The 15621-nt window shown below is 50.3% G+C and carries 18 protein-coding genes; 3 read left to right on the forward strand and 15 right to left on the reverse strand.

The window, feature by feature from the left end; translation table 11 throughout:
- Nucleotides 1–35: 35 nt before the first annotated feature.
- The 4 genes from GOB58_RS03090 to GOB58_RS03105 all read right to left on the reverse strand — a co-directional run bounded on the left by GOB58_RS03090 (nt 36) and on the right by GOB58_RS03105 (nt 3172).
- On the reverse strand, nt 36–1001 hold the full coding sequence (locus GOB58_RS03090) for a beta-ketoacyl-ACP synthase III (RefSeq protein WP_086554965.1): 966 nt from the start codon (nt 999–1001) through the stop codon (nt 36–38).
- Nucleotides 1002–1098: 97 nt separating this feature from the next.
- A complete protein-coding gene (plsX, locus tag GOB58_RS03095; RefSeq protein ID WP_086554964.1) occupies nt 1099–2181 on the reverse strand; it encodes a phosphate acyltransferase PlsX in 1083 nt (360 codons plus the stop codon).
- Between the two features lie 96 nt (nt 2182–2277).
- Nucleotides 2278–2481, reverse strand: coding sequence for a 50S ribosomal protein L32 (rpmF, locus tag GOB58_RS03100; protein ID WP_025825885.1), 204 nt, complete (start codon nt 2479–2481; stop codon nt 2278–2280).
- A 148-nt stretch (nt 2482–2629) separates the two neighbouring features.
- Complete coding sequence (locus GOB58_RS03105) at nt 2630–3172, reverse strand: YceD family protein (protein ID WP_086554963.1); 543 nt, start codon at nt 3170–3172, stop codon at nt 2630–2632.
- A gap of 323 nt (nt 3173–3495) precedes the next feature.
- On the opposite strand from GOB58_RS03105, the gene GOB58_RS03110 reads away from it, so the two are divergent.
- A complete protein-coding gene (locus tag GOB58_RS03110; RefSeq protein WP_233127711.1) occupies nt 3496–4032 on the forward strand; it encodes an outer membrane protein assembly factor BamE in 537 nt (178 codons plus the stop codon).
- A 23-nt stretch (nt 4033–4055) separates the two neighbouring features.
- Here the strand turns inward: GOB58_RS03110 and GOB58_RS03115 are convergent, their stop codons facing one another.
- The 5 genes from GOB58_RS03115 to def form a co-directional block, all read right to left on the reverse strand.
- On the reverse strand, nt 4056–5348 hold the full coding sequence (locus tag GOB58_RS03115) for an ATP-binding protein (protein ID WP_086554960.1): 1293 nt from the start codon (nt 5346–5348) through the stop codon (nt 4056–4058).
- 93 nt (nt 5349–5441) lie between these two features.
- Nucleotides 5442–6170 (reverse strand): response regulator, encoded by a 729-nt coding sequence (locus GOB58_RS03120; protein ID WP_086554959.1) that lies wholly within the window; start codon nt 6168–6170, stop codon nt 5442–5444.
- Complete coding sequence (locus tag GOB58_RS03125) at nt 6163–6690, reverse strand: MarR family winged helix-turn-helix transcriptional regulator (RefSeq protein ID WP_086635533.1); 528 nt, start codon at nt 6688–6690, stop codon at nt 6163–6165. Before GOB58_RS03125 ends, GOB58_RS03120 begins: the two co-directional genes overlap by 8 nt.
- Nucleotides 6687–7400, reverse strand: coding sequence for a ubiquinone biosynthesis protein COQ9 (locus GOB58_RS03130; RefSeq protein WP_173559328.1), 714 nt, complete (start codon nt 7398–7400; stop codon nt 6687–6689). Before GOB58_RS03130 ends, GOB58_RS03125 begins: the two co-directional genes overlap by 4 nt.
- Nucleotides 7397–7927 (reverse strand): peptide deformylase, encoded by a 531-nt coding sequence (gene def, locus GOB58_RS03135; protein ID WP_173559329.1) that lies wholly within the window; start codon nt 7925–7927, stop codon nt 7397–7399. The genes GOB58_RS03130 and def overlap by 4 nt, the downstream gene beginning before the upstream one ends.
- A 200-nt stretch (nt 7928–8127) precedes the next feature.
- Here def and rpsU point away from each other — a divergent pair, with 200 nt between their 5' ends.
- A complete protein-coding gene (gene rpsU, locus GOB58_RS03140) occupies nt 8128–8331 on the forward strand; it encodes a 30S ribosomal protein S21 (RefSeq protein ID WP_006557524.1) in 204 nt (67 codons plus the stop codon).
- A 76-nt stretch (nt 8332–8407) separates the two neighbouring features.
- Here the strand turns inward: rpsU and GOB58_RS03145 are convergent, their stop codons facing one another.
- Both GOB58_RS03145 and GOB58_RS03150 read right to left on the reverse strand, forming a co-directional pair.
- Nucleotides 8408–8698: an AzlD family protein gene (locus GOB58_RS03145; RefSeq protein WP_086554955.1), complete on the reverse strand. Its 291-nt coding sequence runs from the start codon at nt 8696–8698 to the stop codon at nt 8408–8410.
- Nucleotides 8695–9402 carry an AzlC family ABC transporter permease gene (locus tag GOB58_RS03150; protein WP_198911772.1) on the reverse strand — a complete coding sequence of 236 codons (708 nt, stop codon included), beginning with the start codon at nt 9400–9402 and terminating at the stop codon, nt 8695–8697. Before GOB58_RS03150 ends, GOB58_RS03145 begins: the two co-directional genes overlap by 4 nt.
- Nucleotides 9403–9529: 127 nt before the next feature.
- On the opposite strand from GOB58_RS03150, the gene GOB58_RS03155 reads away from it, so the two are divergent.
- A complete protein-coding gene (locus GOB58_RS03155; protein WP_086635537.1) occupies nt 9530–9994 on the forward strand; it encodes an Lrp/AsnC family transcriptional regulator in 465 nt (154 codons plus the stop codon).
- 51 nt (nt 9995–10045) lie between these two features.
- On the opposite strand, the gene GOB58_RS03160 is transcribed toward GOB58_RS03155, so the two are convergent.
- From GOB58_RS03160 to leuC, 4 genes are all read right to left on the reverse strand, one after another.
- On the reverse strand, nt 10046–12169 hold the full coding sequence (locus GOB58_RS03160) for a prolyl oligopeptidase family serine peptidase (RefSeq protein ID WP_173559330.1): 2124 nt from the start codon (nt 12167–12169) through the stop codon (nt 10046–10048).
- Nucleotides 12170–12375: 206 nt separating this feature from the next.
- The gene (gene leuB, locus GOB58_RS03165; protein ID WP_173559331.1) at nt 12376–13491 is read right to left on the reverse strand and encodes a 3-isopropylmalate dehydrogenase; all 1116 of its coding nucleotides are present in this window, start codon (nt 13489–13491) and stop codon (nt 12376–12378) included.
- Between the two features lie 20 nt (nt 13492–13511).
- Nucleotides 13512–14135 carry a 3-isopropylmalate dehydratase small subunit gene (gene leuD / locus GOB58_RS03170; RefSeq protein ID WP_086554950.1) on the reverse strand — a complete coding sequence of 208 codons (624 nt, stop codon included), beginning with the start codon at nt 14133–14135 and terminating at the stop codon, nt 13512–13514.
- The gene (gene leuC, locus GOB58_RS03175) at nt 14135–15538 is read right to left on the reverse strand and encodes a 3-isopropylmalate dehydratase large subunit (protein ID WP_173559332.1); all 1404 of its coding nucleotides are present in this window, start codon (nt 15536–15538) and stop codon (nt 14135–14137) included. Before leuC ends, leuD begins: the two co-directional genes overlap by 1 nt.
- Nucleotides 15539–15621 lie beyond the last annotated feature (83 nt).

The following is a 15621-nucleotide window of genomic DNA, read 5'->3' on the forward strand; positions in this document are numbered from 1 at the left end:
ACTCTGTGGTATCTGCTTCTCTTTTTATCTGAAAATTACATACGCGCCAAAGCAGAGCCCCACGTTAAACCACCACCAAGGGCTTCCATCAGAACAAGTTCACCCTTTTTAATACGTCCGTCACGTACAGCCTCATTTAACGCAAGAGGAATCGACGCAGCAGAAGTATTAGCGTGCCGGTCAACTGTCACGACAACCTGTTCAGGATTTAGTCCTAATTTTTTACCAACACCCTCGATAATGCGGATATTCGCCTGATGCGGAACTAACCATGCAACATCGCTGTAAGAAAGACCTTCGCTCTCAAGCGCTTCATCAACAGAAGAGGAGAGCTTAGCAACAGCATGCCTGAAAACATCCCGTCCGCTCATCTTCAGGTGCCCACTCATATGCGGCCGCCCTACAGCACCATCGACATAAAGAAGGTCACCCTCTGCACCATCTGAGTGAAGATGCGTCGACAGAATACCTGACTCGCCAGGCGCGTCAGTGCCGGAGACAAGCACCGCACCGGCACCATCACCAAACAGCACACAGGTTGTCCGGTCGGACCAGTCAACAATACGGGAATACACTTCGCTGCCAATAACGAGCACATTACGTGCCTGACCTGAGCGGATAAAAGAGTTTGCCATAGCAAGAGCGTAGACAAAGCCTGAACATGCTGCCGCTATATCAAAGGCGAAGCCCTGCTTCATGCCCAATGCAGCCTGAACCCTGACCGCAGTAGCAGGAAAAGCCTGATCTGGCGTTGACGTTGCCACAATTACAGCGTCAACCTCTGAAGCTGACATACCGGCATAGGCCAGTGCAGCCTCAGCAGCGCTGGTTGCCATGCTGGCCGCTGTATCATCAGGCCCGGCTATGTGACGGCGTTTAATACCAGTGCGTGTGGTAATCCACTCATCTGAAGTATTTAATTTTACAGCCAGTTCATCGTTAGTGAGGACACGTTCTGGAAGAAAGCCCCCAAAACCAACCAGGAGCGCGCGTTTTGCCATTTCTGCCTTCTACTCACCGGCACTGTTTTATTGTCTGCAACGACCGGGCTATATTCATTATCATTCAGGTGTCATTAAAATTAAAATAAACAGCCTTCTAAGACTCATGAGACTGTCGTTGTGCCATAAGAGCCGTCATATGCTCCAGGCGTTCACGAATACTTGCATTAAAATTATGCGTAACCATGTCCATCGCGACATCAACCGCACAGGCGAATCCTTCAGCATCTGTGCCGCCATGAGATTTAACGACAACGCCGTTAAGACCCACAAAAACTGCGCCGTTATAACGACGCGGATCGAGCCATTCTTTCATACGCTCAAGACCGGGCCTTACCAGAAGATACCCAAGCCTGGAAATAAGATTGCGGTTAAACACCTGGCGCAACAAAGCCGTTGCCATTTTCATGACACCTTCGCCGGCTTTCAGGGCAACATTACCGCTGAAGCCGTCGGTCACAACGACGTCAACTTTACCAGATGTAAAATCATACCCCTCAACAAAACCAGCGAACTGATCAGCAAGAGGGCTTTCACGCAGCACCTCAGAGGCAATACGAAGCTTTTCATCGCCCTTCTGATCTTCTGACCCTACGTTCAGAAGGCCTATACGCGGCGCGGGAAGACCGAGAACTGTTTTAGCAAAAATATCGCCCATTACGGCAAATTCGACCAGGTTACGCCAGTCACAGCTAACGTTGGCACCCAAATCAAGCGCGACAAGGTCACCCTTAACCGTCGGGCTCACAGCCGCCATTGCCGGACGGGAAACACCAGGCATCGTTTTTACAACAATTTTTGCCAGTGCAAGCATCGCACCACTGTTACCAGCGGAGACCACCCCTTTAGCCTGACCATTTGCGACCACATCCATCCCCAGACGGAGAGAAGATTGCCGCAGACGCAAAGCCGCAGTCGGCTTCATATCCATGGGCACAGACTGCTCTGTATGCAAAATCGTACAGATTGCCGCAGCCTTAGGGTTAGCAGCCAGTAAAGGAAGCAGCTTAGATTCGTCACCAATCAGCAATATCCGCATATTACGGTGACGATCGGCAGCGATATTGAGACCAGCAACCACGACTTCAGGACCTTTATCTCCCCCCATCCCGTCAATAGCCAGACTGTACACCTGACTGTCTTCGGGGGAATCAATCCCTGAATTTTCCTGTCCGCTCATACCGGTCCCTTTATCATAGTCGAGAAATCTACCCCCGCCATGTTTTGCTGCATCTCTTCGCACCAGAACAGGAAGGGGAAAAACACCTGACTAAAATCAGGCACGCACAGCAACTTTAAGTGCTTTTCCTGCTGCAATAACTTCACGACCATCGTAATGGCCACAATGACTGCAGATATTATGAGGGCGTTTCAGTTCGCCACAGTTTGAGCATTCTGCATGAGCTTCAACACGCAGTGCCTGATGACTACGACGCATACCACGACGTGATGGCGAGGTTTTTCTTTTAGGTACAGCCATTTCCCGGCTCTCTCCAGATATTTCTTTTTAAACACCTGCAACGGGGTTAACCGTGCAGCACACAAAGCAGGCCATTAGCCAGACCGATGGGGCGCTGTAGCAGACAGCTTGTCATTTCGCAAGCTTCAGCTGGCTTTCGCCTGTATATTCACTTCTTTTTCTGTCGCAATTCCTGTAACGCTGCGAACGGATTAATACGCTTCTCTGATACGGGTGCTGCCTGCACTTCCTCCTCCGGTATAATTTCTTCCGGAAGAACACTATCCGGCTTATGCGGATAAGCAGGAAGTTCAAGTGCAAACTGCTCTATAGTAGCCTCACCGAGGTCAATATTATTTCCTGTATAGGGAATTTCGTCTTCAACATCCAGTTCCAGCGCCGAACTTTCAGTAAAAAATTCTTCCGGAACAAATTTTATATTAAATGATGCTGTCAGTACATCTTCAAACGGTTCAAGTGTAACAACGCAGACATGCTGAAATTTAGCTGCCAGAGCACCCTGGGCCACAACATTGTTCTGGTCAGACGACACCAGGTTATACCTGCAGCGCAACATCGTTACATCAGGCAGGTTCAGACGTCTGGCTATAAGCCTGCATTCATCCGCCGTTGCTTCAACTGTAATTTTCAGCCCGTTACTACCGATTCGATTAACAGCGATATGCCGTGAAAATTCAGATTTTGGAGTCACAAAATAATCTCCTGCTTCCTTACCTGATCAGCCCCCTGCTGTTACAGCAACAGGCAGCACAACCAGAAATAGATCCCGATTATTTTATATTACTGCATTCCATCCGGCATATCAGCCTGACATCAGAATATTTTTTACACGGCTCTCTGACAAAGCTGCCTCACAGCGCATCGCTGGTCAGACTGCGTGATCCGGTCAGTTCAGGGAGACAGGTGCTTTTTTTCATGGTAGTAAATTCAGCACGATATATTTATATCATTACCATTGTAACAACGCACAGGATATCAGACTGAACCATGTTGCCGCAGCGCCCCTTCATCACGATGCGTCTTCGTAAGGCTGTCAGCCTTATCGCAGTTCTGTCTCTTGTATCCGGCTGCTCTATTTTCAGCCCCACACCTGTGCCTCGTGGTTCACTCGTTGAAGCTGATGATTATGACCAGCTTATACCAGGCAGCAGCACCCGTGCTGACGCTATCGACCTTATGGGGTCACCTACAACCCGGGGTGCCTTCGACGATAACACCTGGATTTATATCTCTATGACAACCTATCTGCGTCCGGCAAATTTTCCCGGAATTGATAAACAGCAGGTTGTTGTTCTGAACTTTGACAACGATGGTAAACTAAAAACTTTGCGTACTCTTAACCGCAAAGATGCCCGTCCTGTGTCTATGATCAGTCAGGTCACCCCCACTCCCGGCACAAGCATTAATATCCTGCAGCAAATTCTGGGGAATGTCGGACGATACAACCCCATGCAAAACCTTATGGGCACAGGCAGCGCCACAGGTCAGAGTCAGGGTCTGGGCAACAGCAACTCCGGCCCGGGACACTTCGGCTCAGGCAACACGCTCTGACATCATAGTCTTTTTCGTTTTCTTTACCAGGGCAGGAGAATACTTACTCTCAGCCCTCCGCCCGGGGCGGTATCGAGCTCCATATCGCCGCCATGTGCACGTATTATGTCGCGCGATATCGTCAGCCCCAGGCCTGTACCGCCACCTTTTCCACTTTCAAATGCACGAAAAACGGTGTCACGAAGCTCCGGGTTAATGCCTTCTCCATCATCATCAGTCACAATGCAGGCGCCAGCGGGCGTTGCATAAGCTGTCAGAGTCACTGCCCCCCCATGCCGACGTGCATTATCGAGCAAATTCATCAAAGCCCGACGTATAGAATCAGGGCGTATGACTAAAAAGACCCCCTCCTCCACCTCCAGCCCCTGAAAATGCGTACCAGCCCGACGTGCTGCAGCGACAACATCTTCAAGATAGGGCCGTAACTCTGTACGCTGAGGTGTTTCAGCCCCCTCTCCCCGGGCAAAAGAGAGGTAGCTGTCAATCATATGCTCCATCTCATCAACATCACCGATCATATCATCAATATCCGGAGCGACCTGGGCAGCATCTACCTGACCGGAACGGGGCAGCATTGCGAGAGACAGGCGAATACGTGTAAGTGGCGTGCGCAAATCATGCGATACTCCGGCCAGAACACCGGTTCTTTGTGAAATGAAACGATAAATCCGGTCCTGCATCCGGTTAAACGCAACAGCGGCTTTTCGTACCTCCTGGGCGCCGTATGGCCTGATTGGCCCGACATCACGCCCGAGGCCAAACTGTTCAGCTGCATAAGCGAGACGACGAATAGCCCTGACCTGATTACGCAAAAACAGGCTGGCCAGCAAAAACAACAAAAACGAGCTACCTGCTGTCCATGACACAAACAGCCATAACTGCCCCATATCAAGACGCTTACGCGGAACCTGGACTTCTAAAATACCATCACTGAGCTGAATAAAAACAAATACTGTGTGCCGGTCCGTATGCCAGTCAATAAAAAGCGGATGGTCAACGCTGCTCTCAAGAGCATGGGCAAGATTTTCATCCATCGGGCCCATAATATGATTAGTACCAACGCGTGTCAGCTGAAATCCTGGCTTCCATATCTCTATCAGATGCAGCTGATCCTGTGCCTGATTAACAAACCACTGCTTGTCACTTTGAGAATGCAGCCTTTCCAGAGTTTTAAGAGAGAGAACGATTTCAGAGGCAACAGAATCTGACAAACGGCGTGAGGCAACGCCAAGAAAGTTACCATAAAACAGACCCTGCGATATCACCTGCGTCACCAGAAGGGGTATCAGCACAATAAGCAAAGAGCGCCCCAGCATCGAGCGAGGCAAAATACGCCTGATGCTTTTTTCAACCCGGGGAGATCTGAGCCATTGCTTATATGTCACGCAACCTCTCTGAAAGATGCTACTCTATGAAAGACCAGGTTTAAGAACATACCCCCGCCCACGAATAGTGTGGAGAAAGCGTGGCTCACGCGGGTCTTTTTCTATACGACGCCGCAAACGTGTAATCTGCACATCAACAGCACGCTCACCTATATCTGGCATTTCAAGCGCCTGAGCAATTTCCTCACGGGAAAACACTCTGTTTGGCTGTCTGGCCAGAACAGCCAGGAGAGCGCCCTCCCCGCCTGTCAGATGAATATTACCCTCAGGACCACACAACAAAGCACGCACAGGGTCAAAATCCTTATCCCCCAGACGTACAATCCGCAACTCATCAGAAGCACTCTGCGGGAGATGACGGCGCAGATGTGCCCTGATACGCAGCAGCAGCTCCCTGGGCTCAAAAGGTTTGCCCATATAGTCATCTGCTCCGGCTTCAAGGCCGGTAATACGATCGGCGGGCTCACCCCGTGCTGTCAGCAAAATAATCGGAAAGGACAAACCCTGCTGACGAAGAGAGCGCGTCAGCTCAAGCCCGCTCTCACCAGGCATTGTGACGTCGAGCACCATAGCGTCAGGCTGAATACTCTCAAGGGCCTGGCGCGTTTCTGCCGCATTTGACGCAACGCTGACACGCAGCCCATGCTCAGACAGATAACGCTGCAAAAGCCGCCTGAGGCGTGCATCATCATCAACCACGATAATGTGAGAGGCTTCCTCTCTCCCGGTCGAAAGATCAGAGAGGCTATCCACTCACCGCACCCTTTTTACGTGTGATCTCATCATCTGACATTAAACTACGGCTACTTTCTGAAAGCATACCCCACATAACTCGCCGAAACCCTTCAACCGCGGCTCCGCCCGCATCACGATAAGCCGCGACAAGCCGGCCTCTGGCAACTGAAAAAAGTTCCGCTTCCACCCTCTGCCCCTTTTTGCTCAGCGTTAACAGCTTTTGCCGTCTGTCACGCCGGGAGGCTGTCGTATCAACATAGTCCCGCTCATGCAGCTCAGTCAGCGTACGGGCAAGACTTTGTTTGGTGACACCAAGAATATCACGCAGCCGGCTGACAGGCACACCCGGACTAAAAGCAAGCACCTGCAGCACACGATAATGCGCACGCCCCAGGTCATATTCTTCAAGAAGAGGAGCAATCGCTTCAGCAGCATCACGGTTTGCCAGGAACATGATCGTCTGAGCATGTCTGATCTGCTCCTCCCTGAGAAACAGAAGACCCGAGCCTGCTTCATCAACCGGGCGATAACCATTCATACAGAGGCTGTCTCCCCATTTTCTGCCGGGGAGGCACTGCGAGCCGTTTTACCGCCTTTTTTCATAAAAAACTCACTCAGACGCGCCTTTATCTGCCCTGTTTTCAGAACTGCTGCCAGACGACGGTCAATAAATGCCGCCATATCTGCGTCACTTCCGCCACGCGAGAGCCAGTATAATAAAGATACGGCATAAACATGGCTTAACGTCAGGCGTTTGGTGACAAATGTCAGGCCTGATGACATATCATCAGCCCCCTGCCAGATTGCATTCACTGTACGCATGAGAGAACGTCGCAAAACCTGAATCCCCCCCGGCGTAACCAGTAAAGATCGTAATGCGGCACGGGCTGCATTTCTGCGGCTCTCATCGCCCGGCAAACGACATAAAAGTAACTGCCTGACCCGACGACTCAGACGCTCTTCCCGGATATCAAAGGCAGCATCAAGCATTTCCCGGTCACATAAATCAGACCAGGCTTCGATCATCTCAGTTACCCCACCGGGAAAAAGAAGATCGGCGTCATCTCCGGCCACGTCAGATAAAACAGACAGGCTCCACCCGCGCGTTCCGGCCTGCCGTGCAAGTTTACGCAATGCCTCATCCCGCAGGGGATCATGCTCAGGCAAAGAAGGGGTACTGGCTGACGCTATACCGGCAACAGCGAGTAAAACAGCCTGCCTGATCTGCGCAGAGGAAACAAAATTCATGTCCGCACTCCATATTTTACCATCTCGGCCTCATAACCAAACCGGCCCATATCCGTCATCCGCATTGGATACAGGATACCATCAAGATGATCCATTTCATGCTGCATGACATGGGCACGAAAACCTGATGCCACGCCTGCAACAGGCTGACCGTTGCGATCGTAGCCTGTATAGCGCACCCGTTTATAACGCGGCACCTCACCGCGCATACCGGGGATAGATAAACACCCTTCAAAACGCGGTATCATCTCATCATCAACAGGCTCAAGAGCCGGGTTAATAATTACCTGCACGGCCAGTGGCGGGTCTTCCTCCCCCTCGCTGCGTACTTCAGGCACCGAATAAAGAAACAACCTCTGCGAAACATGCACCTGGGGCGCCGCCAGGCCAACACCACCGGCATCAGCCAGAGTTTCTGTCATATCATCTATCAGTTTCTGTAACTCAGAGGCACCAGGATGAGCGACCTCATCAGCACGCCTGAGAAGTACCGGGTGGCCCATGCGGGCTATTTTGAGAATGGTCACGCTGTTCTGATCTCCCACCGGAAAATATTTTTTAAATGAATATGATTAAGAAGAAAGAACGATTTGTATTTTTACACAAGCCCATGCTATACGGTCTGCCAGTATCAGGAATCGGCGTGACGCCCTGCGTCTGCCTTCTTTTATTTATACACACTAAAGCCGGAAAAACCGGGTTTTTTGAAACAGGGGTTAGTCACCAAGTGCACGTTCTCGTCCGCGATAATAATGTCGACCAGGCTCTTAAAGCCCTCAAGAAGAAAATGCAGCGCGAAGGCATTTTCCGCGAAATGAAACTTCGTCGTCACTTCGAAAAGCCATCAGAGCGCAAAGCTCGTGAGTCTGCCGAAGCTGTACGTCGTGCACGCAAGATGGAGCGTAAGCGTCTGGAGCGTGAAGGCTTCTAAGCCTCCGCACAGATTACAGCGCAAAGCCGGGCCTTCCCTCAGGAAGCCCGGTTTTTTTTGTGCCTGCCCCCCCTGACTAAACAGGAACCCAGGCCCTGAGAAGCCAGGCTGACCCTATACCGATCAGCACCGTATAAAACAGGGAGAACCTTAAGGCTGCCAGCATGGTGACGCCAAGAGCCAGCAGATCAGCCACTCGCCCTGATGCAAAATCAGGCGCCAGCACCGAAATAAGAATACACCCCGGAGCAACCTCCATCATACGCGCCACACGTCGTGAAACAGGGTAACGGCTCAGAATAAGATACCCTCCGATACGCGTGCTGTATGTTGCCAGTGCCATGAATATTATTGTCAGAATAATCATGCCCGTGCCTGCCACCATGCCAGAGTTAAACCAGCAAGTGCACCACATGGTACATACCAGCCTTTTGGAAGATACAAATAAGCTGTTATCGCCACAGCAAGGCTAACGACCCAGGGCAGACCTGAAAACAGCAGGCCTTTCCACATACCCTTCAGCAATACAAAAAATACAGCCGGAAACGCCATATCAAACCCGTAGCGTGTAACATCACCCAAAACCGGCCCAAGGAGAGCCCCCGCAAAGGTTGATAACACCCAGTTAAAATAAAGCATGCCAGCCACACCAGTATAATATGGCAGACTAAAACCTCTTTTTTTACAGTCTGACAGACTCAGTGCCCAGGCTTCATCACACATAAAAAATAGACAAACCAGGGCCTTAAACCGTGATAATTTGTTCAGATAAGGCGCAAAAACAGCCCCCATAAGCAAATGCCGGCTGTTAATCAGAAATGTTACACTCACAATAAGCAGTATATGCGGTGGGGATGTCCATAACCCGATCGCTGCAAACTCTGAACCACCACCAAAATTAAGACCCGTCATCACCGGCACCTGCCAGGATGACAGATGTTGCATACGAGCCTGCGCGCCAAGCACCAGCCCAAAGGGAATAAAACTCATTGCAACCGGGAACGAAGTACGCACAGCCCGCCAGAACTCAGATGCGGCTCCCGGGGGGGCATCATCAGCACATGTATTCACACTCATCACCATAAAATAAAAGCAGCCGAATGTAGCGATAAAGACGTAAAATGTGCTTTCAAAAAATACTTATAAATCTTCTTAAATTAGAATATTAAACTCTTAATTCTTTTATAAAGAGCATAATATGCCATACTCTCCCGATGAGATAGACAGACGAATTTTAGTCGCCCTGCAACGTAACGGACGTATCAGCAATATCGAGCTGGCCCGGGAAATTGGTTTAACCCCAACCCCCTGCCTGCGCCGTGTGCGCCAGCTTGAAGAAGCCGGTATAATTGATGAGTATGTTGCTCTGCTAAACCCCGTAAAAATGGGATTTACGACCACGGTGTTTGTCCGCGTCTGGCTTGATGCGCAGGATGAAGATACTGTCAGCCACTTTGTAAAAGTCATTCAGGCCTCACCTGAGGTCGTTGAATGTCACTTAATGGCGGGAGACTGTGATTTTCTGCTGCGTGTTCTTGTTAAAAGTCTTGAGGCTTACAGGCATTTTCAGTCAGAATATCTGGCTCGCATTAAAGGCGTACGCAGTCTTAAAACAGATATTCCCATGCAAAAGGTCAAGCTTTCATGGAAACTGCCTTTATAAGCGGTAAAACCCCTCTCCCTCCGAAACGGAGGAAAGAGGGGGAAATAAAATTTACGGCTGATCCATCAGAAACTGAGACAGATAAACAAATTCAAGCGCACGCTCCTGCGCAACTTCAGGCGCATTTACTGTACCCGAGTGCCCGCCCTGAATATCTTCATAATAATAAAACTTTTTACCCATACTCTGTAGCTTCTCAGCGAAACGACGAGCATGTACCGGGCCAACACGATCATCACTGGTCGAGGTAAAAATAAAGGGAACCGGATAGGTCACATCAGCTTTCAGTGACTGCAACGGAGAAATTTTACGCAAAAATTCTGCTTCCGATGGCACTGACATAGAACCATATTCCCCAACCCATGAAGCACCGGCTGACATGGTTTCAAAATGCTCCATATCGAGCAGCGGCACACCAATGATCACAGCTTTCCATAAATCAGGATGCTGCACCATTTCAGCTCCGGCCAGCAGGCCGCCATTAGAGCGGCCACGAATACCAAGATGTTCTGTTGATGTAATGCCCCGGTGGATGAGGTCTTTACCAACGGCCGCAAAATCATCATAGGCTTTCATCCGCCCTGATTTACGTGCCACCTCGTGCCACTTTGGCCCGAACTCACCACCGCCACGAATATTGGCAACGACATAAACACCACCACGTTCAAGCCATAGCAGGCCCGTTTCGGGTGCATAAACAGGTGTGTAAGAAACCTGGAAACCACCATAAGCCGTCATTAATGTCGGGTTTTGGCCATTCATTGGCATGTTACGACGATGAACAATGAAATAAGGCACTTTCACACCATCTGTCGATGTTGCCCACAACTGCTCTGTTTCAAGGTCACTCGCATTAAACCGGGCGGGCGCTGCTTTCACCTGGCGTGTCTTTTCTTCTCCCTGCACAAGCCAGAGTTCGCGTGGCTTAATATAGCTTTCCACACTCACAAAGGCTTCATCTGACTGCGTGCTGGTCGCAGCAACATGCACCGAAGCCATATCTGGCAGGTTAAGCTGTTCACTCTGCCATGGTTTACCGGCGCCGGCAGTTTTGAATCGGGCAGCGCGACCGCGCACATTATCAAGGAAGCTGATCAGAACAGCACTTTTAGTAACACCGATATCCTCAACAGCCTGAGTGGCTGATGGGGTAAAAACAATTTCGGCGCTCTGAACGGTATTCTCCGGGTCAACAGAGACCACACTGCCGGCAGGTATAGTTGGAAGACCTTCGCGCTTCCAGTCTTCATTCACAGAGAAGATCAGACGACCATTCAGCAGCCCCTGTACGTCAGCCTTTTCTGGTATGCTCAGCCAGTGCAGCGTATTACCGTCAAGCACAGCAAAACGCACTTCAAAGAAAGTCACCCGACGAGAAACAAGCACCAGGCGATGCCCCTGGCCATCTGTCAGGGCAAGCGTTTCAACGCTGATATCAGAAGGCTGGCCACGATAAACCTCCTGCGCCTGTGCCGGAGACTGCCCCCGCTCAACCTTTTTAACCACAAATGGATAGCCTGACGCTGTCAGGTCTGTTCCTTTTCCGTCCCAGTCACGTGCAAGCAGAATAGTATTGTCATCAAGCCAGGTTGCATTCTGTTTTGAACGGGAAAATTCAAAACCATTCTCTTTAACAAACTGACCTGTCTTTGTATTAAACTCGCGCAGCGTTACGGCATCTTCACCACCATCTGACAGCGCAATCAGACATTTCTCATCTGCCGGGTTAAGACAGCTGGTTCCCTGAAAAACCCAGTTTTTATGGTCCTGCTTTGAGAGCGCATCAAAATCAATTTTTGTCTGCCATGACGGGTCAGAAGACAAATAAGACTCAAGTGTAGCCGCCCGCCATATACCGTGAGGGTGCTGCGCATCCTGCCAGAAATTCCAGATACCACCAGCAAAAAAATCAGGAGAAGGCAATCTGTCTGGTGCCTGTAAAACACTCAGTGTTTTATCGTAAAACTCCTGATAGCGTTTATCTTTTTCAAGCTCACTGGTCGTTTTGTTATTCTGTGCCCTGACCCACTCAAGAGCTTTAGCACCGTGAATATCACTCAGAAAAGCTGTGTTATTTTGCTTATTTACAGCCTGTGTCGCAGCGCTGCATGGCACAGTAGCGGCAACCGCCAGAACAGACACGGCAGATGCCAGCAACCAACCTCTTAAATTCATAGAACACCCTTTTCTCTACACCGGTAATAAAGCCCTTATATGCAAAGGAAGAATGTAACAGCAGCAGAATGATTGCAATAACTATGTCTGCTCTGCGTTTAACGTCACAAGGACGGAAATTTCAAAATTCATTTTAAATAAAAAAGCTGACTTCTGAAATAATGAATATTTTCAAAAGCCAGCTTTATCAAACACGTTAGATTTTATCAGGCCGCAGCATTAAGGACTTCAATAATAGCTTTACCCATTTCTGATGTACTCACAGCTTTCTGCCCGGCACCAGCGATATCAGCCGTACGCAGGCCACTGGCCAGAACAGCGGAGACTGCGTTTTCGATCTCCTGCGCAGCATCCTGAAGGTTAAGTGAATAACGCAGCAGCATGGCAAAAGACAAAATTTGTGCAAGCGGGTTGGCAATACCTTTGCCTGCAATATCTGGCGCACTGCCATGAATAGGCTCATAAAGCGCCGGGAACTTCCCGCTTTCATCAGCAACACCCAGTGTCGCTGATGGCAACATCCCCAGGCTGCCTGTCAGCATAGAAGCAAGGTCTGACAACAAATCACCAAACAGATTACCCGTGACAATCACATCAAACTGGCGCGGATTTCTGACCAGCTGCATAGCACAGTTATCAGCCAGCATATGAGACAGCTCAACGTCCTGATATTCGCGGGCATGCAATTCGGTTACGACCTCTTTCCACAAAAGACCGCTTTCCATCACGTTGCATTTCTCAACTGAGCAGACACGACCCTGACGCTTCCGTGCCAGATCAAAAGCAACACGGGCAACACGCTCAATTTCAGATGTTGTATAAACTTCTGTATTGATGCCTTTTTTACTGCCATCAGACAAAGTCTCGATACCGCGCGGGCTGCCAAAATAAATACCGCCGACACTTTCACGTACAATCATGATGTCGAGGCCCTGCACAACTTCAGGGCGGAGCGTGCTGGCATCAACCAGCGCGTCAAACACCTGAGCCGGACGCAGGTTAGCAAATAAAGCCAGCTCCTGACGCAGTTTAAGAATAGCCAGTTCAGGCCGCTTTTCAAACCCGACATGAGCCCAGCGCGGGTCACCAACTGAGCCGAACAGAACTGCATCAGCGGCCCATGCTTTCTCAATCACCTCATCACGGATCGGCACACCATATTTCTCAAGTGATGCCCCCCCAACCAGGTCTTCTGACACCTCGAAAGAAAGACCGCGCTTCTGTTCAAGCCACGTCATGATGTGACGCACTTCCTGCATCACTTCGGGGCCAATTCCGTCACCAGGCAGCACAAGAAGCTTTTTAGGTGATTGAGCAGTCATGAACTTCTCCAGTCAGTAAGTCAGTCTATAGAAATTGTGGGAACCCAGGGGCGGTCGTGAGCAACCTGCTCTTCATAGGTGTCGATACGCTTTTCATGCAAAAGAGTCTGGCCAATATCATCAAGGCCCTCAATCAGCATGTGTTTACGGAACGGGTCGATCTCAAACGGAATTTCTTTACCATCCGGGCGAATAACAACCTGACGTGGCAAATCAACAGTCAGACGGGCGTTGCTGCCCATACGGGCATCTTCCATCAGAGCGTCGCACAGCTCACGCGGCAGGCATATCGGCAAGATGCCATTTTTAAAGCAGTTATTGAAAAAGATATCCGCAAAAGATGGCGCAATAACACAGCGAATACCGAAATCAAGCAGGGCCCAGGGCGCATGTTCACGTGAAGAGCCGCAGCCAAGGTTATCATGCGTTATCAGAATTTCTGCATGACGCCATGGCAGCTGATTGAGAACAAAGTCAGGGTTTTCTGTACCATCAGGATGATAGCGCATGCTGTCAAAGGCATGCTTACCAAGCCCGGTACGCTTTGTTGTTTTAAGAAAGCGGGCAGGAATAATTTTATCGGTGTCGATATTAGCTTCAGGCAGTGCTGCTGCTACTGCGGATAAGGATGTAAATTTTTCCATCAGATCAGCTCCCTCACATCAGTCAGGCATCCGGTCACAGCTGCTGCTGCTGCCATAGCCGGCGAGAGCAGATGTGTACGACCAGCCGGCCCCTGACGTCCTTCAAAATTACGGTTCGAGGTTGAAGCACAACGCTGCTGCGGTGTCAGGCGGTCAGGGTTCATGCCCAGGCACATTGAGCAGCCAGCCTCACGCCATTCAAACCCTGCATCAAGGAAAATTTTATCCAGCCCTTCCTGCTCAGCCTGCTGTTTCACCAGACCTGACCCGGGCACAATCATGGCACGAACACCCTCTGCCACCTTACGGCCGGCAGCGACATGAGCAACGGCACGCAAATCTTCAATACGGCTGTTAGTACATGAACCAATAAAGACAACATCGACAGGCACACCAGCTATAGTCTGCCCGGCTTCGAGCCCCATATACTCAAGCATACGACGACGCTGCACTTTCACAGCCTCATCTGTTTCCTGCTCGGGGTCCGGCACTGTGCCGGTAATAGAAACAACCGTTTCAGGGCTGGTACCCCATGTCAGGGACGGTGCGATATCCTCAGCGCGCAGCGTTATTTCTTTGTCAAAATGCGCACCTTCGTCAGAGGCAAGCGTGCGCCAGTATGCAACAGCCTTGTCGAAATCATCACCTTTAGGAGCAAACGGACGGTTTCTGACATACTCAAATGTCACATCGTCAGGAGCAACCATGCCTGCACGTGCGCCGGCCTCAATCGACATATTACAGATCGTCATACGACCAGCCATATCAAGACCACGGATGGCTGAACCGGCAAATTCAATAACGTGACCCGTGCCACCTGCTGTGCCGATATGCCCGATAATCGCAAGCATAATATCTTTAGCCGAAACGCCGTTGCCTGGTGTGCCTTCAACCGTCACACGCATATTTCTGGCCGGACGCTGCAAAATAGTCTGCGTTGCCATTACATGCTCAACTTCTGACGTACCAATACCAAAAGCAAGCGAACCCATAGCACCATGGGTGGAGGTGTGAGAATCACCACAGACAATAGTCATACCAGGCAGAGAAATGCCCTGCTCGGGGCCAACAACATGCACAATGCCCTGACTGGAAGAAAGCAGCGGAAAATAAGGAACACCGAACTCTTTAACATTACGTTCAAGCGTTTCGATCTGATTACGGCTGTCTTCTTCTTCAATCGGCTGGCTACGGTCAGAAGTAGGCACGTTATGGTCAACCACAGCGACCGTTTTTTCAGGGTGACGCAAACGGCGCCCGGCAAGACGCAAGCCCTCAAATGCCTGAGGGCTGGTCACTTCATGCACAAGGTGGCGGTCGATATAAAGAATAGAAGTACCATCGGGCAATGTCTCGACAACATGATGATCCCAGATTTTGTCGAACAGCGTACGCGGCGCCATGGTCCTTCCCCTTTTCGTATACCGGCCTGATTATTTCCGCAGCACCCGAGCTGCCCTGACCGGCCTTATCGTTCGTTTCTTAT

This window comes from Acetobacter thailandicus, assembly GCF_011516655.1.
Lineage (GTDB): Bacteria > Pseudomonadota > Alphaproteobacteria > Acetobacterales > Acetobacteraceae > Acetobacter > Acetobacter thailandicus.

Bases quoted from the DNA above. Each gene is read 5' to 3' on its own strand.
- rpmF (WP_025825885.1), bottom strand. From the start codon at position 2,481: ATGGCTGTACCTAAAAGAAAAACCTCGCCATCACGTCGTGGTATGCGT.
- leuB (WP_173559331.1), bottom strand. From the start codon at position 13,491: ATGACTGCTCAATCACCTAAAAAGCTTCTTGTGCTGCCTGGTGACGGA.
- GOB58_RS03115 (WP_086554960.1), bottom strand. From the start codon at position 5,348: ATGCTGGGGCGCTCTTTGCTTATTGTGCTGATACCCCTTCTGGTGACG.
- GOB58_RS03090 (WP_086554965.1), bottom strand. From the start codon at position 1,001: ATGGCAAAACGCGCGCTCCTGGTTGGTTTTGGGGGCTTTCTTCCAGAA.
- GOB58_RS03130 (WP_173559328.1), bottom strand. From the start codon at position 7,400: ATGAATTTTGTTTCCTCTGCGCAGATCAGGCAGGCTGTTTTACTCGCT.
- GOB58_RS03145 (WP_086554955.1), bottom strand. From the start codon at position 8,698: ATGATTATTCTGACAATAATATTCATGGCACTGGCAACATACAGCACG.
- GOB58_RS03110 (WP_233127711.1), top strand. From the start codon at position 3,496: ATGCGTCTTCGTAAGGCTGTCAGCCTTATCGCAGTTCTGTCTCTTGTA.
- GOB58_RS03155 (WP_086635537.1), top strand. From the start codon at position 9,530: ATGCCATACTCTCCCGATGAGATAGACAGACGAATTTTAGTCGCCCTG.
- GOB58_RS03160 (WP_173559330.1), bottom strand. From the start codon at position 12,169: ATGAATTTAAGAGGTTGGTTGCTGGCATCTGCCGTGTCTGTTCTGGCG.
- leuC (WP_173559332.1), bottom strand. From the start codon at position 15,538: ATGGCGCCGCGTACGCTGTTCGACAAAATCTGGGATCATCATGTTGTC.
- plsX (WP_086554964.1), bottom strand. From the start codon at position 2,181: ATGAGCGGACAGGAAAATTCAGGGATTGATTCCCCCGAAGACAGTCAG.
- leuD (WP_086554950.1), bottom strand. From the start codon at position 14,135: ATGGAAAAATTTACATCCTTATCCGCAGTAGCAGCAGCACTGCCTGAA.
- GOB58_RS03125 (WP_086635533.1), bottom strand. From the start codon at position 6,690: ATGAATGGTTATCGCCCGGTTGATGAAGCAGGCTCGGGTCTTCTGTTT.